Annotated in this window: 26 protein-coding genes; 11 read left to right on the top strand and 15 right to left on the bottom strand. The window is 71.4% G+C overall.

Annotated elements, in window-relative coordinates; all coding sequences use genetic code 11:
- Nucleotides 1-284: 284 nt before the first annotated feature.
- Nucleotides 285-1,055 carry a GntR family transcriptional regulator gene (locus ACFY6S_RS10570; RefSeq protein ID WP_388821489.1) on the top strand — a complete coding sequence of 257 codons (771 nt, stop codon included), beginning with the start codon at nt 285-287 and terminating at the stop codon, nt 1,053-1,055.
- Nucleotides 1,056-1,170: 115 nt separating this feature from the next.
- Here ACFY6S_RS10570 and dusB read toward each other — a convergent pair whose 3' ends face one another.
- The gene (gene dusB / locus ACFY6S_RS10575; protein ID WP_388821492.1) at nt 1,171-2,385 is read right to left on the bottom strand and encodes a tRNA dihydrouridine synthase DusB; all 1,215 of its coding nucleotides are present in this window, start codon (nt 2,383-2,385) and stop codon (nt 1,171-1,173) included.
- A gap of 52 nt (nt 2,386-2,437) precedes the next feature.
- Here dusB and ACFY6S_RS10580 point away from each other — a divergent pair, with 52 nt between their 5' ends.
- Nucleotides 2,438-3,973, top strand: coding sequence for an MFS transporter (locus tag ACFY6S_RS10580; protein ID WP_388821495.1), 1,536 nt, complete (start codon nt 2,438-2,440; stop codon nt 3,971-3,973).
- Here the strand turns inward: ACFY6S_RS10580 and ACFY6S_RS10585 are convergent.
- Together ACFY6S_RS10585 and ACFY6S_RS10590 are read right to left on the bottom strand one after the other, a co-directional pair.
- Nucleotides 3,880-4,839 carry a helix-turn-helix domain-containing protein gene (locus tag ACFY6S_RS10585; protein ID WP_388821498.1) on the bottom strand — a complete coding sequence of 320 codons (960 nt, stop codon included), beginning with the start codon at nt 4,837-4,839 and terminating at the stop codon, nt 3,880-3,882. The two genes, ACFY6S_RS10580 and ACFY6S_RS10585, sit on opposite strands and share 94 nt — an antisense overlap.
- 133 nt (nt 4,840-4,972) lie before the next feature.
- Complete coding sequence (locus tag ACFY6S_RS10590) at nt 4,973-6,064, bottom strand: LacI family DNA-binding transcriptional regulator (protein ID WP_388821501.1); 1,092 nt, start codon at nt 6,062-6,064, stop codon at nt 4,973-4,975.
- A 220-nt stretch (nt 6,065-6,284) separates the two neighbouring features.
- On the opposite strand from ACFY6S_RS10590, the gene ACFY6S_RS10595 reads away from it, so the two are divergent.
- A complete protein-coding gene (locus tag ACFY6S_RS10595; protein WP_388821642.1) occupies nt 6,285-7,736 on the top strand; it encodes an MFS transporter in 1,452 nt (483 codons plus the stop codon).
- An 82-nt stretch (nt 7,737-7,818) separates the two neighbouring features.
- On the opposite strand, the gene ACFY6S_RS10600 is transcribed toward ACFY6S_RS10595, so the two are convergent.
- Nucleotides 7,819-8,022: a DUF6243 family protein gene (locus tag ACFY6S_RS10600; protein ID WP_388821504.1), complete on the bottom strand. Its 204-nt coding sequence runs from the start codon at nt 8,020-8,022 to the stop codon at nt 7,819-7,821.
- A gap of 337 nt (nt 8,023-8,359) precedes the next feature.
- Here ACFY6S_RS10600 and ACFY6S_RS10605 point away from each other — a divergent pair, with 337 nt between their 5' ends.
- Nucleotides 8,360-9,376 (top strand): aldo/keto reductase, encoded by a 1,017-nt coding sequence (locus ACFY6S_RS10605; RefSeq protein WP_388821507.1) that lies wholly within the window; start codon nt 8,360-8,362, stop codon nt 9,374-9,376.
- 121 nt (nt 9,377-9,497) lie between these two features.
- Complete coding sequence (locus ACFY6S_RS10610) at nt 9,498-10,085, top strand: TetR family transcriptional regulator (protein WP_388821510.1); 588 nt, start codon at nt 9,498-9,500, stop codon at nt 10,083-10,085.
- 64 nt (nt 10,086-10,149) lie between these two features.
- Here the strand turns inward: ACFY6S_RS10610 and ACFY6S_RS10615 are convergent, their stop codons facing one another.
- Together ACFY6S_RS10615 and ACFY6S_RS10620 are read right to left on the bottom strand one after the other, a co-directional pair.
- On the bottom strand, nt 10,150-10,356 hold the full coding sequence (locus ACFY6S_RS10615; protein WP_388821513.1) for a hypothetical protein: 207 nt from the start codon (nt 10,354-10,356) through the stop codon (nt 10,150-10,152).
- 171 nt (nt 10,357-10,527) lie between these two features.
- Nucleotides 10,528-11,910 carry a glycine--tRNA ligase gene (locus ACFY6S_RS10620; protein WP_388821516.1) on the bottom strand — a complete coding sequence of 461 codons (1,383 nt, stop codon included), beginning with the start codon at nt 11,908-11,910 and terminating at the stop codon, nt 10,528-10,530.
- 166 nt (nt 11,911-12,076) lie between these two features.
- On the opposite strand from ACFY6S_RS10620, the gene ACFY6S_RS10625 reads away from it, so the two are divergent.
- From ACFY6S_RS10625 to ACFY6S_RS10640, 4 genes are all read left to right on the top strand, one after another.
- Nucleotides 12,077-13,069, top strand: coding sequence for a metal ABC transporter substrate-binding protein (locus tag ACFY6S_RS10625; protein ID WP_388821518.1), 993 nt, complete (start codon nt 12,077-12,079; stop codon nt 13,067-13,069).
- 29 nt (nt 13,070-13,098) lie between these two features.
- The gene (locus tag ACFY6S_RS10630) at nt 13,099-13,920 is read left to right on the top strand and encodes a metal ABC transporter ATP-binding protein (RefSeq protein ID WP_388821521.1); all 822 of its coding nucleotides are present in this window, start codon (nt 13,099-13,101) and stop codon (nt 13,918-13,920) included.
- A 3-nt stretch (nt 13,921-13,923) separates the two neighbouring features.
- Nucleotides 13,924-14,853: a metal ABC transporter permease gene (locus tag ACFY6S_RS10635; RefSeq protein WP_388821524.1), complete on the top strand. Its 930-nt coding sequence runs from the start codon at nt 13,924-13,926 to the stop codon at nt 14,851-14,853.
- Between the two features lie 77 nt (nt 14,854-14,930).
- The gene (locus tag ACFY6S_RS10640) at nt 14,931-15,371 is read left to right on the top strand and encodes a Fur family transcriptional regulator (protein WP_388821527.1); all 441 of its coding nucleotides are present in this window, start codon (nt 14,931-14,933) and stop codon (nt 15,369-15,371) included.
- Between the two features lie 78 nt (nt 15,372-15,449).
- Here the strand turns inward: ACFY6S_RS10640 and ACFY6S_RS10645 are convergent, their stop codons facing one another.
- The 4 genes from ACFY6S_RS10645 to leuA all read right to left on the bottom strand — a co-directional run bounded on the left by ACFY6S_RS10645 (nt 15,450) and on the right by leuA (nt 19,837).
- Nucleotides 15,450-16,310, bottom strand: coding sequence for an isoprenyl transferase (locus tag ACFY6S_RS10645; RefSeq protein WP_388830445.1), 861 nt, complete (start codon nt 16,308-16,310; stop codon nt 15,450-15,452).
- A 14-nt stretch (nt 16,311-16,324) separates the two neighbouring features.
- Nucleotides 16,325-17,074, bottom strand: coding sequence for a DNA repair protein RecO (gene recO / locus ACFY6S_RS10650; protein ID WP_388830443.1), 750 nt, complete (start codon nt 17,072-17,074; stop codon nt 16,325-16,327).
- An 87-nt stretch (nt 17,075-17,161) separates the two neighbouring features.
- Complete coding sequence (locus tag ACFY6S_RS10655) at nt 17,162-17,821, bottom strand: TerB family tellurite resistance protein (RefSeq protein ID WP_388830457.1); 660 nt, start codon at nt 17,819-17,821, stop codon at nt 17,162-17,164.
- Nucleotides 17,822-18,076: 255 nt separating this feature from the next.
- Entirely contained in the window at nt 18,077-19,837 is a 1,761-nt protein-coding gene (gene leuA, locus ACFY6S_RS10660; RefSeq protein WP_388830441.1) for a 2-isopropylmalate synthase, read from the bottom strand.
- 331 nt (nt 19,838-20,168) lie between these two features.
- Between leuA and ACFY6S_RS10665 the strand changes: the two genes are divergently transcribed.
- Nucleotides 20,169-21,251 carry a M4 family metallopeptidase gene (locus ACFY6S_RS10665; RefSeq protein WP_388830438.1) on the top strand — a complete coding sequence of 361 codons (1,083 nt, stop codon included), beginning with the start codon at nt 20,169-20,171 and terminating at the stop codon, nt 21,249-21,251.
- A gap of 76 nt (nt 21,252-21,327) precedes the next feature.
- Nucleotides 21,328-21,594: a protealysin inhibitor emfourin gene (locus ACFY6S_RS10670; protein ID WP_388830435.1), complete on the top strand. Its 267-nt coding sequence runs from the start codon at nt 21,328-21,330 to the stop codon at nt 21,592-21,594.
- A 176-nt stretch (nt 21,595-21,770) separates the two neighbouring features.
- On the opposite strand, the gene era is transcribed toward ACFY6S_RS10670, so the two are convergent.
- From era to ybeY, 5 genes are all read right to left on the bottom strand, one after another.
- Complete coding sequence (gene era / locus ACFY6S_RS10675) at nt 21,771-22,733, bottom strand: GTPase Era (protein ID WP_388830432.1); 963 nt, start codon at nt 22,731-22,733, stop codon at nt 21,771-21,773.
- 94 nt (nt 22,734-22,827) lie between these two features.
- Nucleotides 22,828-23,202, bottom strand: a complete 375-nt coding sequence (locus ACFY6S_RS10680) for a cytidine deaminase (protein ID WP_388830429.1) — start codon at nt 23,200-23,202, stop codon at nt 22,828-22,830.
- A 101-nt stretch (nt 23,203-23,303) separates the two neighbouring features.
- On the bottom strand, nt 23,304-23,663 hold the full coding sequence (locus tag ACFY6S_RS10685) for an MmcQ/YjbR family DNA-binding protein (protein WP_388830454.1): 360 nt from the start codon (nt 23,661-23,663) through the stop codon (nt 23,304-23,306).
- Between the two features lie 11 nt (nt 23,664-23,674).
- Nucleotides 23,675-24,964, bottom strand: a complete 1,290-nt coding sequence (locus tag ACFY6S_RS10690) for a hemolysin family protein (protein ID WP_388830425.1) — start codon at nt 24,962-24,964, stop codon at nt 23,675-23,677.
- Nucleotides 24,961-25,458: an rRNA maturation RNase YbeY gene (gene ybeY / locus ACFY6S_RS10695; RefSeq protein ID WP_388830422.1), complete on the bottom strand. Its 498-nt coding sequence runs from the start codon at nt 25,456-25,458 to the stop codon at nt 24,961-24,963. Before ybeY ends, ACFY6S_RS10690 begins: the two co-directional genes overlap by 4 nt.
- Between the last annotated feature and the right edge of the window lie 14 nt (nt 25,459-25,472).

Raw genomic sequence — 25,472 nt, forward strand, 5'->3', positions numbered from 1 at the left:
AAGCTGGCATCAGTTCGCCCGACTCAGGTGTCCGGTCAGTTAACGCCTGATGTCTGTCACCGCACGGCAGAGGGAAGACAAAAGCACCCACAACCCCCTGATCAACACGGCACGTTGGAGCGTAACCGCGATCGACAGGGCGTACAAGGGGAGCTACAACGGGTGTCCGCCGACGGCCCACCGGGTGGATACAGTGAAGGGCAAGCCATCGACTATTCGGTACACCTGCGCACAGTTCAGGACTTGCGCAAGGATGGACCCATGAGGGACGCGAGGGGGCCGGGGTGAGCGGTTCGCGCTATCTGGAGATCGCGGAGGCACTGCGCCGGGCGATCCTGAGCGGCGAGTATCCGGTGGGCGCCAAGCTGCCCTCGGAAAGCGATCTGGCCGCCCGCTGGTCCGCCTCGCGCGGCACGGTGCGCCAGGCCGTCGGGCTGCTCGTCTCGGACGGTCTGATCGGCTCCCGGCAGGGGGCGCGGCGGGTGGTCCTGCGGCAGGAGCGCCGGCACAGCTTCGAGCAGCTCAACAGCTTCGCCCAGTGGGGGCAGGCCATGGGGTACGAGGTGGCCGGCCGCATCCTCAGCCGTACGAGCAGGCCCGCGACCGCGGAGGAGTCGTCCCGGCTGGGAGTGGCCCCCGGCAGCGAGGTGCTGTACGTGGTGCGGCTGCGCCGGCTGGACGGCGAGCCGGTGATGGTGGAACGCACCGCGTACACGGAGTGGGTGGCGCCGGTGGTGCGCGCGCTGCCCGACGATGTCGTGTCGATCATGGACAGCCTCGCCGAGCACGCCGGGGTGGTGGCCCACTACGGCGAGCACCTCATCGACGCGGTCGCTGCGGGCAGCGAGGACGCCCGGCTGCTGCGGGTGCGCCGGGGCAGCCCGCTGCTGCGCCAGCGCCATCTGACGAACACGGCCGCGGGCCGGCCCATCGAGTGGACCGAGGACCGCTACCGGGCGGGCAGTGTCGCCTTCGGCGTCAGCAACTCGGCGGCGGCGGCGCCGCTGGCCCGCCGGGCGGGCCCCGACGTGACGGAGCGCGCGGGGCGGGGGTGACCGGCGCCGCCCCGGCCGCCCGGCTTCTCGACCGACCGCGACCGACGGCCCGGCTTCTCGACCGGCCGGCCGCCCGCGCGCCGGGCCTCCCGGCCGTTCCGTTCAGCCGGTCCGTTCAGCCGCCGGACGTGTCCAGCTCCGCGTCGGCGCCGATACCCGCGCAGTCGTACGGGTCCTTCAGCCAGCCGTCCGGCAGCGCCACCCGGTTGTTGCCCGAGGTGCGGCCGCGCGGTCCGTCCGCGCCGTCCGGCCACGGCTGGTCCAGATCGAGGCCGCCCATCAGCTCGTCCAGCTCGGCGAGCGACGAGGTGACCGCCAGCTGCTTGCGGAGCGCCGAACCCACCGAGAAGCCCTTCAGGTACCAGGCCACGTGCTTGCGGAAGTCGATCACCCCGCGGGCCTCGTCCCCAATCCACTCCCCCAGCAGCTGCGCGTGGCGGCGCATGACGACGGCGACCTCGCGCAGCGTCGGCGCCGCCACCGTCCCCGTCCCCTCGAAGGCGGCGACCAGGTCGGCGAACAGCCAGGGCCGGCCCAGACAGCCGCGCCCCACGACCACCCCGTCGCAGCCGGTCGCGCGGACCATCCGCAGGGCGTCGTCCGCCGACCAGATGTCGCCGTTGCCGAGGACCGGGATCTCCGGGACGTGTTCCTTGAGCCGCGCGATGGCGTCCCAGTCGGCGGTGCCGCCGTAGTGCTGGGCGGCGGTCCTGCCGTGCAGCGCGATCGCCGTCACCCCCTCCTCGACCGCGATGCGTCCGGCGTCGAGGAAGGTGAGGTGGTCGTCGTCGATGCCCTTGCGCATCTTCATGGTGACCGGCAGGTCCCCGGCGTTCGACACGGCCTCGCGCAGGATCGCCCGCAGCAGGGGCCGCTTGTACGGGAGGGCCGAGCCGCCGCCCCTGCGGGTCACCTTGGGCACCGGGCAGCCGAAGTTCAGGTCGATGTGGTCGGCGAGGTCCTCGTCCACGATCATGCGGACGGCCTTGCCGACGGTGACCGGGTCCACCCCGTACAGCTGGATCGAGCGGGGGGTCTCGGTCGCGTCGAAGTGGATGAGCTGCATGGTCTTCTCATTGCGCTCGACCAGGGCCCGGGTGGTGATCATCTCGCTGACGAACAGCCCCTTGCCCCCGCCGGCCCCCGGCGGGCGCCCCTGGGACGATGCCCGACCGCCTTCGGCGAACTCCCTGCACAGCGTCCGGAAGGGGGCGTTGGTGATCCCGGCCATCGGGGCGAGCACCACCGGAGGCTGAACGGTGTACGGGCCGATGGCGAGCGGGGCGGCCGGGAGAGCGGCCGGACGGGTGGCCGTGAGCGGAGCGGTCATGAAGCCATTGTCCCCCACGGAGAATGTTGTTAGTTAGTCGTACTATCAACGCATGCCTGAGCTGAGCCATCGACGGAAACTGCTGGTTTTGGCGATCTGCTGCATGAGCCTGCTCATCGTCAGCCTCGACAACACCATCCTCAATGTCGCCCTGCCGGTCATGCAGAGAGAGTTGCACGCCTCCGTCTCCGGGCTGCAGTGGACCATCGACGCGTACACGCTCGTGCTCGCCTCCCTGCTGATGCTCTCGGGCTCCACGGCCGACCGGATCGGCCGGCGCAGGGTCTTCAAGACCGGCCTCGTCCTGTTCACGCTCGGCTCGGCGCTCTGCTCCGTCGCGCCGAACCTCGAATCGCTCGTCGCCTTCCGGATGGTGCAGGCCGTCGGCGGTTCGATGCTCAACCCCGTCGCGATGTCGATCATCACCAACACCTTCACCGGACCCCGCGAGCGAGCCCGTGCCATCGGGGTCTGGGGGGCCGTCGTGGGGATCTCGATGGCGGCGGGACCGCTGATCGGCGGCCTGCTGGTGGACTCCGTGGGCTGGCGGTCGATCTTCTGGATCAATCTGCCGATCGGGGTCGCTGCCCTGCTGCTGACCTGGCGCTACGTCCCCGAGTCCCGCGCCCCCAAGCCCCGCCGCCCCGACCCCGTGGGCCAGCTGCTGGTCATCGGGGTGCTGGGCGCGCTGACCTACGCGATCATCGAGGCGCCCGCGGCCGGCCTGACCTCCCCGCTGATCATCTCCTTCGTCGCCGTCACGGTGCTCTGTCTCGCCGGGCTCCTCCTGTACGAGCCGAGGCGCGCCGAACCCCTGATCGACCTGCGGTTCTTCCGCAGCGCGCCGTTCAGCGGGGCGACCGTCATCGCCGTGTGCGCCTTCGCGGCGCTGGGCGGCTTCCTCTTCCTCAACACGCTCTATCTGCAGAACGTACGGGGGCTCTCCGCGCTGCACGCCGGGCTCTACATGCTCCCGATGGCCGCCATGACGTTCGTCTGCGCGCCGCTCTCGGGGAGGCTGGTCGGCAACCGCGGCCCGCGGCTGTCCCTGCTGATCGCCGGAACGGGGATGACGGCGAGCGGTGTCCTGTTCGCCGCGTTCGACGCGGAGCGGACCACGGCGCTGATGTTCACCGGCTACGTCCTGTTCGGCATCGGCTTCGGCATGGTCAACGCCCCCATCACCAACACCGCCGTCTCCGGCATGCCCCGCTCCCAGGCGGGTGTCGCGGCGGCCGTCGCCTCCACCAGCCGCCAGATCGGCCAGACGCTGGGCGTCGCGGTGATCGGCGCGGTGCTGGCGGGCGGGGCGGTGAGCCGGGTCGGCTCGGCCTCGTACCGTACGGGCTTCACCGACGCCAGCCACCCGGCCTGGTGGATCATCACGGCCTGCGGCGCCAGCGTCCTGCTGGTGGGCGCGCTGACCAGCGGCTCCTGGGCGGACCGTACGGCACGGGAGACGGCTCGGCTCCTGGAGCCCGCAAAGGACGCGGCTCAGCCCCCGGCCGCGACCGGCAGCGGCGGCAGGGCGGACACCGGGTCCGGAGCGGGACCGAGGTCGAGGCCGGGCCCGGGCAGCAGCGCCTGAAGCCGCTCCAGCCGGGTCCTGGACTCCTCGTCCGCCGGCACATAGGTGATCAGCCGGGGCCCGGACGCCGGACCCAGCCAGAGGTTGGTGTGGACCAGATTCAGCTGCCCCACCCGGGGATTGCGGAACCTCTTCGTCCGGTCCCCCGCCGGCGCCACCACCTCGTGCCGCTCCCAGTACTCCCGGAACTCGGGCGAGGCGGCCCGCAACCGCCCCAGCAGGGTCTTCCAGGGCGGCTCCGCCAGATGCTCGGCCATGGAGGCGCGGAACTTCCCCGCCATCGTCCGGCAGGTCTCCTCGCGGTCCCCGAGCCCGGCGCGCCACTCGTCGTTGGTGAAGGCGAGCCACATGCAGTTGCGGTCCTCCGGCGGCAGCGCGTCCAGGTCGCAGAGCAGCCCGCCGTAGCCGCGGTTGTACGCGAGGATGTCGTAGCGGCTGTTCTGCACGCAGGCCGGGAACGGCTCCAGCGCTGCCAGCATCTGCCGCAGCGCCGGTGTGACGGTCGGGCAGGGGGTACCGGGGGCGGGGTCGGCGGTCGCCGCGAGGGCGAAGAGATGCGCGCGCTCGCCGCTGTCGAGCAGCAGGGCGCGGGCGAGGGCGTCGAGGACCTGCGCGGACACCTGGATGGGTCTCGCCTGTTCGAGCCACGTGTACCAGGTGACCCCCACGGCGGAGAGCTGCGCGACCTCTTCCCGCCGCAGCCCCGGCGTACGCCGCCGCCTGCCCCGCTCCAGCCCGACCTGTTCGGGGGTGATGCGCTCGCGGCGGCTGCGCAGGAAACCCGCGAGTTCGTGCCGCCGGACGTCCGTCTCCTCGTTTTCCCGGCTCTCCCGGCTCTCCGGGGCCGCCTGCGCGGAAGTGCTCATACGGCAAGGGTGCCGCAGAGCCCGGACCATGACCAGGAGCGCCGGGTACCCGGACCACGACGCTCGGGTACCGGGCTGAGCGTCGTGGTCCCGGCCCCGGCCTCCTCCCACCGCCTGCCTGCTCCTCCTGCCCTCACCCTCGGCCCGGCGCCCTGGGGCCGGGGACGACCGCCGTGGGGGCGGGCGCCGACGAACTGGCCCTGACCACCAGTTCCGGTGCCAGCAGGACCTGGGCGCGCTCCCCTCGCGGGTCCTTGAGCCGCGCGAGCAGCAGCCGGGTGCAGGCCCGGCCCGCCTCCGCCAGCGGCTGGCGCAGTGAGGACAGGCTCGGGGACAGCAGCGCGGCGGCGGCCGAGTCGTCGAATCCGACGACGGCGACGTCCCGCCCCGGCGCGAGCCCGGCGTCGTGCAGCGCCCGGTAGCAGCCGAGGGCGAGGGTGTCGCTCGCCGCCACCACGGCGGTGACGCCCAGGGGGAGGATCTCCGCGACCGCCTCGCGGGCGGCGTCGACATCGTTGCGCGAGGCCGCCCGCAGTCCGCGTACGGGCAGACCGTGGCGGCCCATCGCCTCCCGCCAGCCCCGCGCCCGGTCGTCGCCGACGCCGGAGCCCTTCGGCCAGCCGAGGAAGGCGATCCTGCGGTGCCCGAGGGCGGCGAGGTGGTCGACGGCGGCGCCGGTGCCGTGCGCCCCGTCGACGTCCACCCAGTCCCCCGGGTCGCGGGTGCCCCAGGGACGTCCGAAGGACACATGGGGGATGCCGCGCTTGCGCAGCCAGTGGGGGCGGGGGTCGGCCCGGTGGGTGTTGCTCAGCACGAAGGCGTCCACCGACCGTTCGCGTAACAGCTCGGCGTAGGCGGCGGGTTCGTCCTCGACCTCGGCGGGCACGGCGAACAGCATGACGCGGTAGCCGGCCTGGTCGGTCGAGTCCGAGAGGGCGTGCAGGAAGCGGTCCAGGACGAGCCCGGACACCCCGTCGCGCGTGGCCCGGACTCCGTAACCGATCAGCAGGCTCGACCGGGTGCGCAGCAGACGAGCGGCCTGATGGGGCCGGTAGTCCATCTCCTCGATCGCCCTGCGGACGCGCTCCAGGGTCCGAGGGGCCAGCAGATCGGGCGAGTTGAGGGCGTTGGACACCGTCTGGGGCGACACACCGGCCCGTTGGGCGACCAGGGCGAGCGTCGCGGGCTTGCCCTTGGGCCCGCCGGACGTGGTCGTACGTGCCATCGCTCGCTCCATTCTGATGCGGTGTCACATCGGGTCCAAGGTTTCACATCCGCCCGTCCCGCGTCCTCGACAATAAGCTGATCATGATCATCACCTCTGTCGTGCGACGGGTGGGCTGGACGACGCCCGACCTCTTACGGGTAGGTCAGGTACCAGGATAAAGAGACTCTGGTACCTGGTTACGCGGTACGCGATCGTCGGTGGGGTGAGCAGAACATCCATGTCCCCCCGGAAGACATCCACCGCCGTCCCCGCGCCCGCCGGCGGGCCGCCCGTCCGCCACGACCACGGATCCGTCCTCGGGTCGCTCGGCCTCTTCACCGTGCTGCTCGGAGCGGCGCTCCCCCTGATCGACTTCTTCATCGTCAATGTCGCCCTGCCGACGATCGACCGCGATCTGGCCGCGGGCCCCGCGCTGCTGGAGCTGGTGGTCGCCGGGTACGGGCTGGCTTACGCCGTACTGCTCGTCCTCGGCGGCAGGCTCGGCGACACCTTCGGGCGGCGACGGCTGTTCCTGGTCGGCATGGCCGCCTTCGGGCTGACCTCCCTCGCCTGCGGACTCGCCCCGAGCGCCTGGACCCTGGTCGGGGCGCGGGTCGCGCAGGGCGCGGCGGCGGCGCTGATGCTGCCGCAGGTGCTGGCCACCATCCAGGCCGCGACCGCGGGGCCGCGCCGGGCGAAGGCGCTCAGCCTGTACGGGGCGACGGCCGGCCTCGCGATGGTGGCGGGCCAGATCCTGGGCGGGGTGCTCGTGGCGGCCGATCTCGCGGGGAGCGGCTGGCGGGCGATCTTCCTGGTCAACGTGCCGATCGCGCTGGCCGGGCTGTTCCTCGCGTACCGCTCGGTGCCGGAGACGCGCTCGGAGCGGCCGGCGCCCGTGGACGTGCCGGGGACCGTGCTGCTGGGCGTCAGCCTGGTGACGCTGCTGGCGCCGCTCACGGAGGGCCGGGCGGCCGGGTGGCCGCTGTGGACCTGGGTGTCGCTGGCGGCCTTCCCCGTCGCCGCGTACGCCTTCCTGCGGGTGGAGCGGCGGGCCGACCGGGAGGGGCGGACGCCGCTGGTGCCGCCGAGCCTGTTCGCGCTGGTCACGCTCCGGCGGGGGCTGGCGCTGCTGGTGCCCTTCGGTATCGCCTTCGGCGGGTTCATGTTCGTGATCGCGGTGGCGCTCCAGCAGGGCCTGCGGATGGGGGCGGTCACCGCCGGAATGGCGCTGGCGCCGATGGCCGTGGCGTTCTTCGCGGCCTCGCTGGCCGGACCCCGGCTGATCCGGCGGTACGGCAGTCGGCTGGTGACGTCGGGCGCGGTCGTGCAGGCGGCCGGTGTCGTGCTGCTGGTGCTCGCCGTCCGGCACGGCTGGCCCTCGCTCACGACGCCGGATCTGCTGCCGGGTGTCGCGCTGGCCGGTCTCGGCCAGGGCTTCCAACTGCCGGTCATCGTCCGGATCGTGCTCTCCGACATCCCGGCGGAGCGGGCCGGAGTGGGCGGTGGCGTCATGGTCACGGCGCAGCAGTCGGCGCTGGCGCTCGGGGTGGCGACGCTGGGGTCGCTCTTCCTGAGCCTGACGACCTCCCTGGGGATGGGCGACGCCCTGACGATCACCCTGCTGGCGCAGTTGGGGCTGGTCGTGCTGACGGGGCTGCTGAGTCTGCGGCTGCCGCGGGCGATCGGCTGAGCCGACGCAGTCCCGTCATGCGGGACGGCCCGGATCACCGAGGTGGTCCGGGCCGTCCGCACCGGGGTGGTGCCGGGTGGTGTCAGTCCCGCGCTTCGGCCGTTTCGCCACCGTCGGCGCCCTGGCCGGCGGCGCGCTCGCGCATCTTGCGCAGCAGTTCCTGCTTCTGGTCGGCGGCGGCCTTGCGGTTGGCGTCCCGGGCGGGGGCGCCGGACTGCGGGTCCGTGCGGCCGGGCCTGGTGCGCTGACCGCCCACGCCGAGAAGGTTGTTGCGGCTCTTTGCCACGGGGTTCTCCCGAAGTGATGAGAAGTGATCTGCGGAATCGTCGGTGGGGGGCGGGCTGTCGCCGCCGCGCTCTCACTCGTAGATCTGGAAGAACATGCGGCTGACGCTACCACCGGGCGGGTCCCGGGACGCAACGGGTTTTCCGGCGGGGCCCCGGATCGCCACTCCTCCGGACAGCTCGCGGGTGCGGCTGCGGTCCGACCCCGCGGCTGAGGACGGGGGCCGGCGCGCATCGCACGTCCGAACGAGTGACAGATATTGATAACTGTCACTCGTCATGCCATGGTTGCCCTGTCACACTCCGCCGCATCCGCGATTTCGTACGGAGGAATCCGCCATGACCACGATCCCCGCCCGCGCCCTCGGCTCCACGGGCCCCCGGTCCTCCGCGCTCGGCCTCGGCTGCATGAGCATGTCGGGTATGTACGGCGGCGACGGCGACCGCGACGAGTCCGTCGCCACGATCCACGCCGCTCTGGACGCGGGCGTCACCCTGCTCGACACCGGCGACTTCTACGGCATGGGGCACAACGAGCTGCTGATCGGCGAAGCCCTGCGCACCGCCCCGGCCGCCGCCCGCGAGCGGGCCCTCGTCAGTGTCAAGTTCGGTGCCCTGCGCGACCCGGACGGCGGCTGGGTGGGCCATGACGGCCGTCCCGCCGCCGTGAAGAACTTCGCCGCGTACTCGCTCCAGCGCCTGGGCGTCGGCCACATCGACATCTACCGGATCGCGCGGCTCGACCCGGACGTGCCGATCGAGGAGACGGTCGGCGCCATCTCCGAGCTGGTCCAGGCGGGACACGTACGGCACATCGGGCTCTCCGAGGTCGGTGCGGCGACCATCCGCCGGGCCGCCGCCACCGCCCCGATCTCCGATCTCCAGATCGAGTACGCGCTGATCACGCGCGGGATCGAGGAGGAGATCCTGCCGACCCTCCGTGAGCTGGGCATCGGCGTCACGGCCTACGGAGTCCTGTCGCGCGGACTGATCAGCGGCCACTTCACCGCCGACCGGAAGCTCGGGGCCGGCGACTTCCGCGCGATGAGTCCCCGCTTCCAGGGGGACAACCTCCGGCACAACCTCGCGCTGGTCGACTCGCTGCGCGGGATCGCCGAGCGGAAGGGGGCGACGGTCGCCCAGATCGCCATCGCCTGGGTGCTGTCCCGGGGCGAGGACATCGTGCCGCTCATCGGTGCCCGCACCCGCGAGCGGCTGGCCGAGTCCCTCGGCGCCCTGGACGTCACGCTGGACGCGAGCGACCTCGACGCGATCGAGCGCGCCTTCCCCGCCGACGTGGCCCGGGGCGAGCGCTACCCGGCGAGCCAGATGACCTCCCTCGACAGCGAGCGCTGACGGGGGCCGCCGGGGGCGACCGGAGCCGACCCGGCCGGGAGCCCGGCTCGACGGGTACCGTGATCCGTCACGTCACGTCCACCGCGCGAGCCACGCACGAGCCCTGAAAGGGCGGGATCTCATGGGCACCGAGACCCTGACCGCCGAGCGCATCCTCGAAGCCACCGAGGAGGTGCTGCGCCGTTACGGGCCGGCGAAGGCGACCGTCGTCGATGTGGCGCGGGTGCTCGGTGTCAGCCACGGCAGCGTCTACCGGCACTTCCGCACGAAGGCGGCGCTGCGCGAGGCCGTCACCTCACGGTGGCTGAGCCGCACGGAGACGGCCCTCGCCCGGATCGTCGCCGACGACGAGCGGGAGCCGGGGGCGGAGAAGATGCGCGGCTGGCTGCTGACCCTGTTCGACGCGAAGCGCCACAAGGCGGGGGACGACCCGGAGCTGTTCGCCACGTTCATCGTGCTCACCCAGGAGCACAGCGGCGTGGTCGAAGCGCATCTGGAGGAGCTGACGGCGCAGCTCACCCGCATCGTCGAAGAGGGGGTGCGGGCGGGGCGGTTCGCCTCGGACGACCCGGCGGGCAGCGCCGGGGCGGTGTTCGTCGCGACGGCCCGCTTCCACGACCCGGCCTATGCGACGGAGTGGCAGAAGCCCACGATCGAGGCGGAGTTCGACGCCGTGGCGGAGCTGCTGCTGCGCGGCCTGCGGGCCTGACCCGGCGCCGCCGGCGTCCCGGGCGCGCCCCGGAGCCGGGGCCCGCCCCGCCGGACCCCGCCCCTCAGTCCGCCGCCGGGTCCACCGTCGCCTGATGGGCGTCGGTGAGGTGCTCCTCGGCCTTGAGCCAGGGCAGGAACTGCGCGCTCTTGCGCCAGCCGCAGGTGTCGCAGACCAACGAGCGCTGCACACCGGCCTTCTGGACGCGTACGACGTGCTCGCGTCCGTGCTGGTCCCATCGGGTGACCTTGCTGGTGGTCGTGGACGGCATGATCCGTGTCTCCCTCGTAGGCCGGGGGACCAGTGTGCCGTACACGGACACGCCAACGGGCCGCGTCGACCGGGGCAGTTGACCCGGTGGCGCGGTCCCGGCACAGAGGAAGGCCCCCGGTTCCCTCCCGAAAGGGAGCCGGGGGCCTTCCGGCCTGTCGCGATGTCCCGTTCAGCAGCCGATCAGGCGTCCGCCCAGGTAGCTCTGGATCTGGTCGAGCGAGACGCGCTCCTGCTTCATCGTGTCGCGCTCGCGCACGGTGACCGCGTTGTCGTCCAGGGTGTCGAAGTCGACGGTGACGCAGAACGGCGTGCCGATCTCGTCCTGGCGACGGTAGCGGCGGCCGATGGCGCCCGCGTCGTCGAACTCGATGTTCCAGTTGCGCCGCAGGTCCGTCGCGAGCCCCTTCGCCTTCGGCGAGAGCTGCGGGTTGCGGGAGAGCGGCAGGACGGCCACCTTGACCGGCGCGAGGCGCGGGTCGAGGCGCATCACGGCGCGCTTCTCCATCACGCCCTTGGCGTTGGGCGCCTCGTCCTCGTTGTACGCGTCGAGGAGGAAGGCGAGCATCGCGCGGCCGACACCGGCGGCGGGCTCGATGACATACGGGGTCCAGCGCTCGCCGGCCTCCTGGTCGAAGTACGACAGGTCGTGGCCGGACGCCTTGGAGTGCGCCGTGAGGTCGTAGTCGGTGCGGTTGGCGACGCCCTCCAGCTCGCCCCACTCGCTGCCGCCGAACTGGAAGCGGTACTCGATGTCGGCGGTGCGCTTGGAGTAGTGCGAGAGCTTCTCGGCCGGGTGCTCGTACCAGCGCATGTTCTCCTCACGCATGCCCAGGTCGCGGTACCAGTTCCAGCGCTGCTCCATCCAGTATTCCTGCCACTGCTCGTCCTCGCCCGGCTTGACGAAGAACTCCATCTCCATCTGCTCGAACTCGCGGGTGCGGAAGATGAAGTTGCCCGGAGTGATCTCGTTCCGGAAGGACTTGCCCATCTGCGCGATGCCGAACGGCGGCTTCTTACGGGAAGTCTGCTGCACCTGGGCGAAGTTGGTGAAGATGCCCTGCGCGGTCTCGGGCCGCAGATACGCGACGGACCCGGAGTCCTGCGTCGGGCCGAGGTGGGTGGAGAGCAGCCCGGAGAACTGCTTGGGCTCGGTGAAGGTGCCCTTGTTGCCGCAGTTGGGGCAGTTCAGGTCGGCGAGGCCGTTCTCGGGGGCCTTGCCGTGCTTGGCCTCGTACGCCTCCTCCAGGTGGTCGGCGCGGAAGCGCTTGTGACAGGAGGTGCACTCGGTGAGCGGGTCACTGAAGGTCGCGACGTGGCCCGACGCTTCCCAGACCTCGGTGGCAAGGATCACCGAGGAGTCGATACCGACAACGTCCTCGCGCGAGGTGACCATGTAACGCCACCACTGACGCTTGAGGTTCTCCTTCAGCTCGACTCCGAGCGGCCCGTAGTCCCAGGCGGCGCGCTGGCCACCGTAGATCTCACTGCACGGGTAGACGAAGCCACGGCGCTTGCTCAGGTTGACGATGCTGTCGATCTTGTCGGCGGCCACGGTGCTCTCTTCATTACGACGACGACGAACGGCGAATGACTCAGATTAGCGGCGGGCGCACCCCTTCGATCAAATCGGTGCTGGGTATCGGACATCCCGCCCACTTCCCAAGCCGTTTCCGACTCGTTGTTGACAATCGTTTCCAATTTTGTTGAAAATGACTGTCATGAACGTACGACGCCTGATACCCACCGCCACCATCGCCGGAGCCGTCACGCTCGGCATGGTGGCCCTGTCCGCCTGCTCCTCCTCCGACGCCGCCACGAAGAGCGGGGGGAAGCTCGCGGTGACCGCGTCGTTCTACCCCATGCAGTTCCTGGCCGAGGAGATAGGCGGCGACCATGTCTCGGTCACCACGCTCACCAAGCCCGGTGTGGAGCCGCACGACCTGGAGCTGAAGCCCCGGCAGACCGCCCAGCTCGGCGAGGCCGATGTGATCCTGTACCTCAAGGGCATACAGCCCGCCGTGGACAAGGCCATCGCCCAGTCCGGTGTGCGGAACACCGTCGACGCGACCACCCTGACCACGATGGAGAAGCACGGCACCGAGACCGGCCACACGCACGACCACGGCGACGACCACGCCGACGATCACGCCGAAGACGAGGCCCACGGGGACGAGGAAGCCTCCACCGACGGCAACGACCCGCACATCTGGCTCGACCCCGTGAAGTACGCCGAGGTCGCCAAGGGCGTCGGCGCCGCTCTGGAGAAGGCCGACCCGGACCACGCCGCCGCGTACAAGAAGAACACCGCCGCCCTGGTCACCACGCTCGACAGGCTGAACACCGACTTCGAGCAGGGCCTCGCCGACACCTCCACCAAGACCTTCATCACCACCCACGCCGCCTTCGGCTACCTCGCCGAGCGCTACGGCCTGGAGCAGGAGGCCATCGCCGGCATCGACCCCGAGGCGGAGCCGAGCCCCGCCCGGGTCAAGGAACTGGAGACCATCGCGAAGCGCGACAAGGTCGGCACCGTATTCTTCGAGACGCTCGCCAGCGACAAGACCGCCAAGACCCTCGCCGGGGACTCGGGACTGAAGACCGACGTCCTGGACCCGCTGGAGGGAATCACGGACAAGTCGAAGGGCGCTGACTACGTCGAGGTCATGCGGTCGAACCTCACGGCATTGCAGAAGGCGCTCGGCGCGAAGTGAATCGGACAGCGGTATCGGAGGCGCCCGGCATGGTGACGGCGAAGACGGGACACGCCCAGGAGGCGGCGGAGGCGCGGGAGCCCGGACCGCTCCCCGCGCCGGTGATCTCCCTGCGCGGCGCCGCCGCCACCCTCGGCGGGCGCCCCGTGCTGCGCGGCATCGACCTCACCGTCCGCTCGGGAGAGGTCGTGGCGCTGCTCGGCGCCAACGGCTCCGGCAAGTCCACCGCCGTGCGCTCGGTGATCGGCCAGGTGTCGCTGACCAGCGGCGGGATCGCGCTGTTCGGCACCCCGCTGCGGCGCTTTCGCGACTGGTCCCGGGTCGGCTACGTACCGCAGCGCACCACGGCGGCCGGCGGGGTGCCCGCGACCGTCCGCGAGGTCGTCTCCTCCGGCCGGCTCTCCCGCACCCGGCTGGGATGGCCCTCCAAGGCCGATCGGGCGGCCGTACAGCGGGCGATCGAGCTGGTGGGGCTGGCCGACCGCGCCAAGGACTCCGTGGGCGCCCTGTCGGGCGGCCAGCACCAGCGGGTGCTGATCGCCCGGGCGCTCGCCGCCGAACCCGAACTCCTGATCATGGACGAGCCGATGGCGGGCGTCGACCTGGCCAGCCAGGAGATCCTCGCCGCGACCCTGCGCGAGCAGGTCGCGGCCGGGACGACCGTCCTGCTGGTCCTGCACGAGCTGGGCCCGCTGGAGCCGCTCATCGACCGGGCGGTGGTGCTGCGCGACGGCTGTGTGACCCACGACGGCCCCCCGCCCCGGGCCGTCGGCCAGCACGCCCTGCCCGGCCACGACCACGTCCACCCCCACGCGGCCGGCGAGCCGCTCCGCACCGGACTGCTGAGCTGACCCATGGAAATACTTCAGACCCCGTTCATGCAGCGAGCGCTGATAGCCGCCGTACTGGTCGGCATCACCGCCCCCGCCGTCGGCATCTACCTCGTCCAGCGCCGGCAGGCGCTGATGGGCGACGGCATCGGCCATGTCGCGATGACCGGGGTCGGGCTCGGCTTCCTGCTCTCCTGGAGCCCCGTGTGGGTGGCGACGCTGGTCTCGGTGGCCGGCGCCGTCACGATGGAGCTGATCAGGGCGTACGGCCGCACCCGCGGCGACATCGCGCTCGCCATGCTCTTCTACGGCGGCATGGCGGGCGGCGTCCTGCTGATCAATCTCGCGCCCAACGGCTCCAACGCCAACCTCAGCACCTATCTCTTCGGCTCGCTGTCGACGGTCTCCCCCTCCGACGTGACCGCGATCTCGCTGCTGGCGGCCTTCGTGGTGCTGGTGACCGTGGGGCTGCGCAGGCAGCTGTTCGCGGTCAGCCAGGACGAGGAGTTCGCCCGGGTCACCGGGCTGCCGGTGCGCACCCTGAACCTGCTGATCGCCGTGACGGCAGCGGTGACCGTGACCGTCGCCATGCGGGTGGTGGGGCTGCTGCTGGTCAGCGCGCTGATGGTGGTGCCGGTGGCGGCGGCGCAGCAGATCACCCGGTCCTTCGTGGTGACGTTCGTGCTCGCCGTCGTGATCGGTACGGCCGTGACGCTCGCCGGCACGGTCACCTCGTACTACCAGGACGTACCCCCCGGCGCGACGATCGTGCTCATCGCCATCGGCGTCTTCGTCCTGCTGACCGGGCTCGCCGCCCCGCTGGCCGCGCGCCGGGCCCGCGCGCCGCACACGGAGGGCACGCCGGACGACGGCGCGCACGGCGCACACGGCGCGCATCCGGCGGACACGGACGTACCGGCAGCGCGGCGTCCCGCGGACGAGGTATCCGTCTGAGCGCGAGCTGGCACAATGGCCCGACGTAAGCGGGTAACGCCCGACGGATGACGACGGGCAGAGGCAAGGAGGCACCTGTGACGACTGCGCCCAGCAGTGGATCGAGCGCGGCCCCCGTCCGCGGCCGATCGACCCGCCAGCGTGCCGCGGTGGCGGCGGCGCTCGACGAGGTGGACGAGTTCCGCAGTGCGCAGGAGCTTCACGACATGCTCAAGCACCGCGGCGACTCGGTCGGTCTGACCACGGTCTACCGCACCCTCCAGTCGCTCGCCGACGCCGGCGAGGTCGACGTACTGCGCACGAACGACGGCGAGTCGGTGTACCGGCGCTGCTCGACCGGCGACCACCATCACCATCTCGTCTGCCGGGTCTGCGGGAAGGCCGTCGAGGTCGAGGGCCCCGCGGTGGAGCAGTGGGCCGAGACGATCGCCGCGCAGCACGGCTATGTGGGGGTGGCCCACACGGTGGAGATCTTCGGCACGTGCGCGGAGTGCGCGGCGAGAGCCGCGAAGAACTGACGCCTCTCCCTCTCGCTTCCGCCGGGCGGGCGGCCGGTGTCCGGCCGCCCGCCCGGCGGTGCGAGGAGGCTGTGCCGCTCAGCCCCGCGAAGCCCGCGCCGGTTGCTCGTCCTGCTCCGGCACGTCCCCCCGGGACTCCTCGTTGGGCAGCGCGCCGCCGAAGCGGCGGTCGCGGGAGGCGTACTCCAGGCACGCCCGCCACAGATCACGCCGGTCGAAGTCGGGCCACAGCACGTCCTGGAAGACCATCTCCGCGTAACTGCTCTGCCAGATCAGGTAGTTGGACGTACGCTGCTCACCGCTCGGCCGCAGGAAGACATCCACGTCCGGCATGTCCGGGTAGTACAGATACTTGGCGAACGTCTTCTCGTTGACCTTGGAAGGGTCGAGTTTACCGGCCGCGACATCGGCGGCGAGCGCCCGCGCCGCGTCCGCGATCTCCGCTCGGCCGCCGTAGTTGACGCAGAAGTAGAGCGTCATCGCGTCGTTGTCCTTGGTCTGCTCCTGGGCGACCTGAAGCTCCTGGACGACCGACTTCCACATCTTGGGCATCCGGCCGACCCAGCGGATCCGGATGCCCAGCTCGTCCATCTCGTCGCGGCGGCGGCGGATGACATCGCGGTTGAAGTTCATCAGGAAGCGCACCTCGTCGGGGGTCCGCTTCCAGTTCTCGGTGGAGAACGCGAACAGGGAGAGGTTCTGGACGCCCATCTCCAGGCAGCCCTTGAGCACGTCGAGGACGACGCCCTCACCCACCTTGTGCCCCTCGGTGCGCGGCAGCCCGCGTTCCTTGGCCCAGCGGCCGTTGCCGTCCATGACGACGGCCACGTGCTTGGGCACCAGCTCGCTCTGTATCACCGGCGGAACAGCGCCGGAGGGATGCGGTTCCGGCGTCTTGTACTCGCGGCGGGAACGCCCCAGGATTCCGCGTCGTGCCATGCGCTTCTCGTCTCCTAGTTCTTCTCTACGTATCTGAGTGAGCGCAGGCCGCGCTCCAGATGCCAGTGCAGATAGGCGGACACCAGCCCGCTGCCCTCCCTGACATGCCGCGCCTCGCACGCGTCGGCCGTCCGCCAGTCCCCCGTCAGCAGCGCGCTGAGCAGCCCGACGGCCTCAGCAGAGGGTACGACGCTGCCGGGCACCCGGCAGTCCCCGCACACGACCCCGCCGGCCCCGACCGAGAAGAAGCGGTTGGGGCCCTGGAGCCCGCACTTCGCGCAGTCGTCGAAGCTGGGCGCGTACCCGTTGACGGCCAGCGAGCGCAGCAGGAAGGCGTCCAGGATCAGATGCGGCGCGTGCTCCCCGCGTGCCAGGGTGCGCAGCCCGCCGACGAGCAGCAGATACTGCTGCACGGCCGGCTCGCCCTCGTGGTCGGTGAACCGTTCCGCCGTCTCCAGCATGGCGGTGCCCGCGGTGTAGCGGGCGTAGTCGGTCACGATGCCGCCACCGTACGGAGCGATGGTCTCACCCTGGGTGCACAGCGGAAGCCCGCGTCCGATCAGCTCGCTGCCCCGCGCGAAGAACTGCACGTCGACATGGGAGAACGGCTCCAGCCGCGCGCCGAACTTGGACTTCGTCCGCCGTACCCCCCGGGCGACGGCGCGGACGCGGCCATGGCCGCGGGTCAGAAGCGTGATGATGCGGTCGGCCTCACCGAGCTTCTGAGTGCGCAGTACGACGCCGTCGTCCCGGAACAGACTCATGGGCTTCATTGTCCCGCACCCGTACGGTGCGCAGGCCCCCGGCCGCCCCGGCGTCCGGGCGGACGGGCCCGCCGAGGACGCGCCGGCTCACGAGAGCGTGCCCGCCGCCGCCAGCAGCCGCTCCGTGTCGTCCGCCCGCAGCTGGAGCGCGCCGCCGACCGTGGACAGCACCTCGCGCTCCGGCGGACTGTAGGCCCCGTCGGCCAGGGCGATCCGCGCGCCCTGGAGGAGGATCGCCTCGCGGCCCGCCGGGGCCAGGTGGGGGGCGAGCGGCTCCAGCGCCTCGTGCAGCTCGATGGCGAGCGCGGCGCCGCACGGGCCGGGCTCGACGATGAACCGGCCGGTGTCCGCCGCGAGCGCCTCCACCAGCTCCGTCAGCCGGTCCTCCGTACAGTCCTCGAACCCGGCCGCGCGCACGGTCAGGACCGCGGTCTCCCTGACCGTACGGGACGAGGTGCCGCCGGCCGCGAGGACGGCGAGGGCGACCGTGTGGACGGCGTCGCGCAGCATCGCGGAGAAGCGGATCGTGGTGGGGTGGTCCAGGACGTCCATGCCGAAGTGGGCGTGGCAGGCGGCGCATTCGACCACGGGACCGGCGTCGCCGCGCGGGAGCAGCGGGATACCGAGGACGGTGAAGCGCCGACGGCCCGTACGGCGGCGGTAGTTGCGGTCGCCCCCGCAGTCGGGGCAGAAGAACTCTCCGTCACCGACGGTGTTCCATGACGTACGAATGCCGCAGAGGCGCATCTTCCGGCCGCTTGATCGTCGGGTTGGCAGCACGTCGCGCACCTCCGTCACGCTTCGGCAACGCTTCGTTGCGTTGCACTCCGCCTCGTCTCCGCTCCCTTTCGGGGATCCCGCTGCGGAGCGTTGCGTTGACGTGATGTTAGCCACATCTTCGGCGTGCCGTCAGCACCGCGGCGTGAGATCGCCACGACATGGCCGAACCCCGCCCACCGGAGTGGCGGACGGGGTTCGTGTGGTGCGGGGCGAAGGCTCAGGTCAGCGGGTCGCGCGGTTGACCGCGGAGATGACGGCCTTCAGGGACGCGCGCGTGGTGTTCGCGTCGATTCCGATCCCCCACAGCACCTTCTCGCCGATCGCGCACTCGATGTACGAGGCGGCCTGGGCGCTCGCGCCCTCACTCATCGTGTGCTCCTGGTAGTCCAGCAGCCTGGCGTCCACCCCGACCTCGGCCAGCGCGGCGAAGAAGGCCGAAATCGGTCCGTTGCCGGTACCGCTCAGCAGTGCCTCCCGGCCGTCCACCACGGCCTGTACGGTCAGCGTGTCCCGGCCGTCCGTGTCGGTGGTGGTCTGGCCGGAGCGGATCTGGATCCGGCCCCAGGCGTTGTCCGGGTTGGGCAGGTACTCGTCCTGGAAGGCCGACCAGATCTGGCCGGGTGTGACCTCGCCGCCCTCGGCGTCGGTCTTGGCCTGGATGATGCGGGAGAACTCGATCTGCATCCGGCGCGGCAGGTCCAGCTTGTGGTCGTTCTTCAGGACGTACGAGATCCCGCCCTTGCCGGACTGCGAGTTGACCCGGATGACCGCCTCGTAGGAACGGCCCACGTCCTTCGGGTCGATCGGCAGGTAGGGCACGGCCCACTCGATCTCGTCGACGGACATGCCGCGTGCGGCCGCGTCGGCCTCCCGCGCGTCGAAGCCCTTCTTGATGGCGTCCTGGTGGGAGCCGGAGAAGGACGTGTAGACCAGATCGCCCGCGTAGGGATGGCGCGGGTGGATCTCCATCTGGTTGCAGTACTCGCTGGTACGACGGATCTCGTCGATCTGCGAGAAGTCGATCTGCGGGTCGACGCCCTGTGAGAAGAGGTTCATGCCCAGCGTCACCAGGTCGACGTTGCCGGTGCGCTCGCCCTGGCCGAACAGACAGCCCTCGATACGGTCCGCCCCGGCCATCAGCGCCAGCTCGGCGGCGGCCACGGCCGTGCCGCGGTCGTTGTGCGGGTGCACGGACAGACAGACGTGCTCGCGCCGGGAGAGATGGCGCGACATCCACTCGAAGCGGTCGGCGTGCGTGGACGGCGTGGACCGCTCCACGGTGGCGGGCAGGTTGAGGATGATCTCGCGGCCGGCCTCGGGCTGCCAGACGTCCATGACGGCCTCGCAGACCTCCAGGGCGAAGTCCAGCTCGGTGTCGGTGAAGATCTCCGGGCTGTACTGGTAGCCGAAGGTCGTCTCCGGGCCGAGGATCTTCTCGGCGTACTCCATCACCAGCCGGGTGCCGTCCACGGCGATCTGCTTGACCTGCTCCTTCGTGCCGCGGAAGACGACCCGGCGGAAGGTGGGGGCGGTGGCGTTGTAGAGGTGGACGGTGGCGCGGTGGGCGCCGCGCAGCGCCTCGACGGTGCGCTCGATCAGCTCTTCGCGGGACTGCGTCAGGACGGAGATCGTCACGTCCTCGGGGATCGCGCCCTCTTCGATGATCGACCGTACGAAGGCGAAGTCGGTCTCGCCGGAGGCCGGGAAGCCGACCTCGATCTCCTTGTAGCCCATGCGTACCAGCAGGTCGAACATCTCGCGCTTGCGGGCCGGCGACATGGGGTCGATCAGGGCCTGGTTGCCGTCGCGCAGATCGGTGGAGAGCCAGCGGGGGGCGGCGGTGATCCGGTTGTCCGGCCAGGTGCGGTCGGGGATGGCGACGGCCTCGTACGGCCCGTACTTGTGGACCGGCATCCCGGAGGGCTTCTGGGTACCGGTCGCGTTGGTTACGGGCGTGGGGCGACCGACGGAAGAATCAGACATTGCGCAGGGCTCCTCGTGTGTCCGCTGGACGGCCGACGGGGCGTGGTCACCGCAACGCCAAACTCCGCGGGGAGGGGGTCGGCCTACGACTACAGGCCCTCGCCGCGGCAGCTAAGGAGAAGCAGCCCGAAACGCATGATGTCCCACAGCGTAACCGAGGCGTCCGGTTCACGCGGGGCCGTATCAACATGCGGGACCGGCCGGCGGGAACAGGCCGGCCCCTCTGTGCGGAGAGTGAGGTTTTAACCGCCCCGAGGCGATGAATCACTCCATTTCAGCAACCTAGGTCGCAATGGGTGACAGGCGTTCCACGGAGTGCCACCGTTGTTTCATGGACGCCATCGCTCCCGCCACCGCCTCCGTCTTCTGCACCATCGTGCCGCCGCACGTACTCGACAGACTCGCGGAGGCCGAGAACCCCGCGCTCTCCGGGCCCGCCCGCCGCACCCTGGAGGCGGACTCCGCGCAGCGCACCCGCCGCCGGCTGGCCACGGCCGCCGGTCCGCGCACGCTCACCGAGCCCGCCGACCAGGACCCGACGGCCACGGGAAAGCCCCGCCGCACCATCCACGACTGCGAGCACACCACCACGCTGCCGGGCAAGAAGGTCCGCGACGAGGGCGACCCGCCCGGCCAGGACGCCACGGTCAACCGCGCGTACGCCGGGCTCGGCGCCACCTTCGAGCTGCTGCTGACCGCGTACCAGCGCGACTCGCTGGACGGCGCCGGGCTGCCGCTGTCCGCGAGCGTGCACTACGACAAGGACTACGCGAACGCCTTCTGGGACGGCGAGCAGATGGTGTTCGGGGACGGTGACGGGGAGGTCTTCCTCGACTTCACCATCCCGGTCGACGTGATCGGCCACGAGCTGACCCACGGCCTCACCCAGTACACCGCCAACCTCGACTACAACGGCCAGTCCGGCGCGCTGAACGAGTCGGTGTCGGACGTCTTCGGGGTCCTGGTCAAGCAGTTCACCCTGGACCAGACCGCCGACCAGGCCGACTGGCTGATCGGTGAGGGCCTGCTCGCCCCCGGCGTGAGCGGGGTCGCCCTGCGCTCCATGAAGGCACCGGGCACGGCGTACGACGACGACGTGATCGGCAAGGACCCGCAGCCCGCCGCCATGAAGGACTACGTCCGGACGACCCGTGACAACGGCGGGGTCCACATCAACTCCGGCATCCCGAATCACGCGTTCTATCTGTTCGCCACCCAGCTGGGCGGAAAGGCGTGGGAGCGGGCGGGCCAGGTCTGGTTCGACGTGCTGACCGGCGGCGAGCTGGAGACCGACGCGGACTTCGCCGACTTCGCCCGGCTGACCGTCGCCGCGGCGCGGGAGCGCTTCGGTGAGGCGGCGGAGCTGGAGGCCGTGACCAAGGCGTGGTCCCAGGTCGGGGTGGCCACGGAGTAGCGCGGACGGCCGACGGCACGCCCCACGGCACGGGCGGCGGCTACCGCCGCCGCCCTTCACGTACTAGAACAGGACTATGCGTATCCAAGTACGGCGCACAGGCGGCTTCGCGGGCATCGAGCGCAGGTCGGAGGTCGACACCGCGGACCTGCCCGACGCCGAGGTCTGGCGGGAGCTGGCCGAACGGGCGAAGGCCGACAGCCACGCCGCCGCGCCCTCGGGCGTGCCGGACGGCTTCAGCTACCGGATCACGATCGACGAGCACACGTTCCACTGCGCGGACCCCCGGCTGACCGACGCCCAGCGCGCGCTGATCTCCCGGGTGCTCAAGGAAGGCGCGTAGGACCTCTCGGCCGGGGCCCCGTTGGGACGGCGGCGAGGCGCGGCCCGGCTCAGAACCCCAGCTTGCGCAGCTGCTCGGGAACCCACCCCGTCCGCCGCACTCGCACGGCTCGGCCCGGGGGCCTCACCGGCTTCGACCGGCTGCGCCGGCCTCCGGCCGCCGGGGCGTGGCCCGGCTCAGAACCCCAGCTTGCGCAGCTGCTTGGGATCGCGCTGCCAGTCCTTGGCGACCTTGACGTGCAGGTCCAGGAAGACCGGCGTGCCCAGCAGCGCTTCGATGTGCTTGCGGGACTTCGTCCCGACCTCCTTGAGGCGCTTGCCCTTGGGGCCGATGATGATGCCCTTCTGGCTGGGCCGCTCGATGTAGACGTTCGCGTGGATGTCGAGCAGCGGCCGGTCCGCCGGGCGGTCCTCGCGCGGCAGCATCTCCTCGACCACGACGGCGATCGAGTGCGGCAGCTCGTCCCGTACGCCCTCCAGCGCGGCCTCGCGGATCAGCTCGGCCACCATGACCTGCTCCGGCTCGTCGGTGAGGTCGCCCTCCGGGTAGAGCGGCGGGCTCTGCGGGAGCAGCGGGACCAGCAGGTCGGCGAGCAGGCCGACCTGCTGGTCGCCGACGGCGGAGACGGGGACGATCTCGGCCCACTCCAGGCCGAGTTCCCTGCCGATCCGGTCGATCGCGATGAGCTGCTCGGCCAGGGCCTTGGAGTCGACCAGGTCCGTCTTGGTGACGACGGCGATCTTCGGCGTCTTCTTGATCGCGGCCAGTTCCTTGATGATGAACCGGTCGCCGGGGCCGAGCTTCTCGTTCGCGGGCAGACAGAAGCCGATCACGTCGACCTCGGCCCAGGTCGTCCGCACGACGTCGTTCAGCCGCTCGCCGAGCAGGGTGCGCGGCTTGTGGAGGCCCGGGGTGTCGACCAGGATCAGCTGCGCCTCGGGCCGGTGCACGATGCCCCGGACGGTGTGCCGCGTGGTCTGCGGCCGGTTCGAGGTGATGGCCACCTTCTGGCCGACCAGAGCGTTCGTGAGGGTGGACTTGCCCGCGTTCGGGCGACCGACGAAGCAGGCGAAGCCGGCCCGGTGGGGGGCTTCGGCTGTCTCGGGAGAAGTCTCGGGAGAGGAGGTACGAGCGCTCATGGCGCCCATTCTCCCCGATCGTTCACCCGCCGCCTACCAGCCGGGCGCCACGGACCGCCGCGTGACCGCCGTCCGGCCCGCAGGGCCGCCGTCTTCAGCCGGCCGTGACCGTGGCCTTCAGGCCGCCGTCCGGGCCCGCCACCAGCACCGGTGTGCCGGGGCCGCCGAGATCGCGCACGGCGGCGCGGTCCTCGTCCGAAGCGCCGGGCGCTGCGGTGACGACGGCGGCCGCCTCCAGTGAGGTGGCGCCGCTGGCCACGGCCATGGCGACGGCGGTGCGCAGCGCGCTGAGCCGGAGGGAGTCCAGGTCGACGGTGCCCGCGACATACGTACGGCCCGTCTCGTCCCGTACGGCCGCGCCCTCCGGTACGCCGTTACGGGCGCGGGCGCTGCGCGCGAGGGTGATGATCTTGCGGTCCTCGGGGTCGAGGTCGGTCCCGGGGCCGGTGCTGTCCGTGCTCTGAGTCATGGCGCCGAGCATAGGCAGCGGACGCGGCCCGGCGCCGGGCGGCCCCGGTGGGCGGGCGGCCCCGGTACGCGGCCATCGGCGGGCTCACCGGGGCGCGGGGCTCAGGGCCGGTCGAGCCGGAGCCGCAGTGCCTTCGGCAGGCCCGCCACCACCAGGTCGTACGAGTCCTCGATCATCTCGCGCACCATCCGGGCGGGCAGCCCGCCGACCGTCACCGTGTTCCAGTGGCGCTTGTTGAGGTGCCAGCCGGGGACGATCTCCGGATGGGTCTCCCGGAGCCGGACCGCGTCGTCGGGGTCGCACTTGAGGGTGGTCTTCAGCGGCCGCTCCTCCAGGGAGCAGAAGGCGAAGATCCGGCCGCCGACCTTGAAGACCGTGAGCTCCGGATTGCGCGGGAACGGGACCTCCTCGGAGGCCCCGTTGAACCCGAGGCAGTACGAGCGCAGCGCCGCCGCCGTCAGCGCGCCGCCCGTCACGACGCCGACGCCTCCTCGCGCACCGGCTCCGCCAGCACCGTGACGATCTTGTTGCGGCGGCCGGCCGGGGATTCGGCGGTCAGCCGGAGCGTACGGCCGTCGGGGAGGGCGACCTCGGCGCTGGCGCCCGCGATCGGGACCCGGCCCAGGGCCTTCGCCAGCAGTCCGCCGACCGTCTCGACGTCCTCGTCGTCGTACTCGTCGAGTCCGAACAGCTCGCCGAGGTCACCGATGTCCAGCCGGGCCGTGACCCGGTAGGCGCCGTCGCCCAGCTCCTCGACGGGCGGCAGCTCGCGGTCGTACTCGTCGGTGATCTCGCCGACGATCTCCTCCAGGATGTCCTCGATCGTGACGATGCCCGCCGTGCCGCCGTATTCGTCGATGACGACCGCGACATGGCTGCGCTCCTGCTGCATCTCGCGCAGCAGGTCGCCCGCGTTCTTCGTGTCGGGCACGAAGGCGGCCGGGCGCATCGCCGTGGAGACCAGGTCGGCTTCGGACTCGCGGTTGATGTGTGTCTTGCGCGCCAGGTCCTTGAGGTAGACGATGCCGACGATGTCGTCCTCGTTCTCCCCGGTGACCGGGATGCGCGAGAAGCCGGAGCGCAGCGCGAGGGTGAGCGCCTGACGGACCGTCTTGGAGCGCTCGATGGCGACCAGGTCGGTGCGCGGCACCATGACCTCGCGGACGAGTGTGTCGCCCAGCTCGAAGACGGAGTGCACCATCCGGCGCTCGTCGTCCTCGATGAGGGACTCGGCCTCGGCGAGGTCGACCATCGCCCGCAGCTCGGCCTCACTGGCGAACGGGCCCTTGCGGAAGCCCTTCCCGGGGGTCAGGGCGTTGCCGAGGAGGATCAGCAGCTGCGGTACGGGGCCCATCACGCGGGCCAGCGGCAGCAGGACGTACGCGGAGGCCGTGGCCGTGTTCAGCGGGTGCTGGCGGCCGATGGTGCGCGGCGAGACACCCACCGCGACGTAGGAGACGAGGACCATCACGCAGATGGCGACGAGGAGCGCCGCCCAGGTCTCCCGGAACTCCTCCAGGCAGACGTAGGTGACCAGCACCCCGGCCGCCATCTCGCAGGCGACGCGCACCAGCAGGGCCACATTGAGATAGCGCGTGGGGTCGGCGGCGACCTGTGCGAGCTTCGCCGCCCCCCGGCGGCCCGAGCGCACCGCCTCGGCCGCCCGGAAGCTGGAGACGCGGGCGAGCCCGGCCTCGGCGGACGCCGCCAGCCAGGCGACGACGACCAGGGCGACCGCGCCGGCGATCAGTTGGGCGGTCATGAGACGGTCGGCGCGGGCGACGGACCGGTCAGTCCCTGCTCGGCCCGCCAGCCGTCCACGATCGCGGCCTGGAGCCCGAACATCTCGGCCTTCTCCTCGGGCACCTCGTGGTCGTAGCCGAGCAGATGCAGCACGCCGTGCACGGTGAGCAGTTGGAGCTCCTCGTCCATGGTGTGCTGCGTCGGGGCCTCCTCGCCCTGCCGCTTCGCCACCTCCGGGCAGAGCACGATGTCACCGAGGAGCCCCTGCGGGGGCTCCTCGTCGTCCTTGACCGGCGGACGCAGTTCGTCCATCGGGAAGGACATGACATCGGTGGGGCCCGGCAGATCCATCCACTGGATGTGCAACTGCTCCATCGCCGCGTCGTCCACCACGATCACCGAGAGTTCGGAGAGGGGGTGGATACGCATCCTGGTGAGCGCGTAGCGGGCGATGTCGAGGATCGCCTGCTCGTCGACCTCGGTACCTGACTCGTTGTTGACGTCGATCGACATGGTGCGCTGCTGCT

It is taken from the genome of Streptomyces sp. NPDC012835 (assembly GCF_042900885.1).
In the GTDB taxonomy this organism is placed as follows: Bacteria; Actinomycetota; Actinomycetes; order Streptomycetales; family Streptomycetaceae; genus Streptomyces.

Bases quoted from the DNA above. Each gene is read 5' to 3' on its own strand.
- dusB (WP_388821492.1), bottom strand. From the start codon at position 2,385: ATGACCGCTCCGCTCACGGCCACCCGTCCGGCCGCTCTCCCGGCCGCC.
- ACFY6S_RS10580 (WP_388821495.1), top strand. From the start codon at position 2,438: ATGCCTGAGCTGAGCCATCGACGGAAACTGCTGGTTTTGGCGATCTGC.
- ACFY6S_RS10585 (WP_388821498.1), bottom strand. From the start codon at position 4,839: ATGAGCACTTCCGCGCAGGCGGCCCCGGAGAGCCGGGAGAGCCGGGAA.
- ACFY6S_RS10590 (WP_388821501.1), bottom strand. From the start codon at position 6,064: ATGGCACGTACGACCACGTCCGGCGGGCCCAAGGGCAAGCCCGCGACG.
- ACFY6S_RS10595 (WP_388821642.1), top strand. From the start codon at position 6,285: ATGTCCCCCCGGAAGACATCCACCGCCGTCCCCGCGCCCGCCGGCGGG.
- ACFY6S_RS10605 (WP_388821507.1), top strand. From the start codon at position 8,360: ATGACCACGATCCCCGCCCGCGCCCTCGGCTCCACGGGCCCCCGGTCC.
- ACFY6S_RS10610 (WP_388821510.1), top strand. From the start codon at position 9,498: ATGGGCACCGAGACCCTGACCGCCGAGCGCATCCTCGAAGCCACCGAG.
- ACFY6S_RS10615 (WP_388821513.1), bottom strand. From the start codon at position 10,356: ATGCCGTCCACGACCACCAGCAAGGTCACCCGATGGGACCAGCACGGA.
- ACFY6S_RS10625 (WP_388821518.1), top strand. From the start codon at position 12,077: ATGAACGTACGACGCCTGATACCCACCGCCACCATCGCCGGAGCCGTC.
- ACFY6S_RS10630 (WP_388821521.1), top strand. From the start codon at position 13,099: ATGGTGACGGCGAAGACGGGACACGCCCAGGAGGCGGCGGAGGCGCGG.
- ACFY6S_RS10635 (WP_388821524.1), top strand. From the start codon at position 13,924: ATGGAAATACTTCAGACCCCGTTCATGCAGCGAGCGCTGATAGCCGCC.
- ACFY6S_RS10645 (WP_388830445.1), bottom strand. From the start codon at position 16,310: ATGGCACGACGCGGAATCCTGGGGCGTTCCCGCCGCGAGTACAAGACG.
- recO (WP_388830443.1), bottom strand. From the start codon at position 17,074: ATGAGTCTGTTCCGGGACGACGGCGTCGTACTGCGCACTCAGAAGCTC.
- ACFY6S_RS10655 (WP_388830457.1), bottom strand. From the start codon at position 17,821: ATGCGCCTCTGCGGCATTCGTACGTCATGGAACACCGTCGGTGACGGA.
- leuA (WP_388830441.1), bottom strand. From the start codon at position 19,837: ATGTCTGATTCTTCCGTCGGTCGCCCCACGCCCGTAACCAACGCGACC.
- ACFY6S_RS10665 (WP_388830438.1), top strand. From the start codon at position 20,169: ATGGACGCCATCGCTCCCGCCACCGCCTCCGTCTTCTGCACCATCGTG.
- ACFY6S_RS10670 (WP_388830435.1), top strand. From the start codon at position 21,328: ATGCGTATCCAAGTACGGCGCACAGGCGGCTTCGCGGGCATCGAGCGC.
- era (WP_388830432.1), bottom strand. From the start codon at position 22,733: ATGAGCGCTCGTACCTCCTCTCCCGAGACTTCTCCCGAGACAGCCGAA.
- ACFY6S_RS10680 (WP_388830429.1), bottom strand. From the start codon at position 23,202: ATGACTCAGAGCACGGACAGCACCGGCCCCGGGACCGACCTCGACCCC.
- ACFY6S_RS10690 (WP_388830425.1), bottom strand. From the start codon at position 24,964: ATGACCGCCCAACTGATCGCCGGCGCGGTCGCCCTGGTCGTCGTCGCC.
- ybeY (WP_388830422.1), bottom strand. From the start codon at position 25,458: ATGTCGATCGACGTCAACAACGAGTCAGGTACCGAGGTCGACGAGCAG.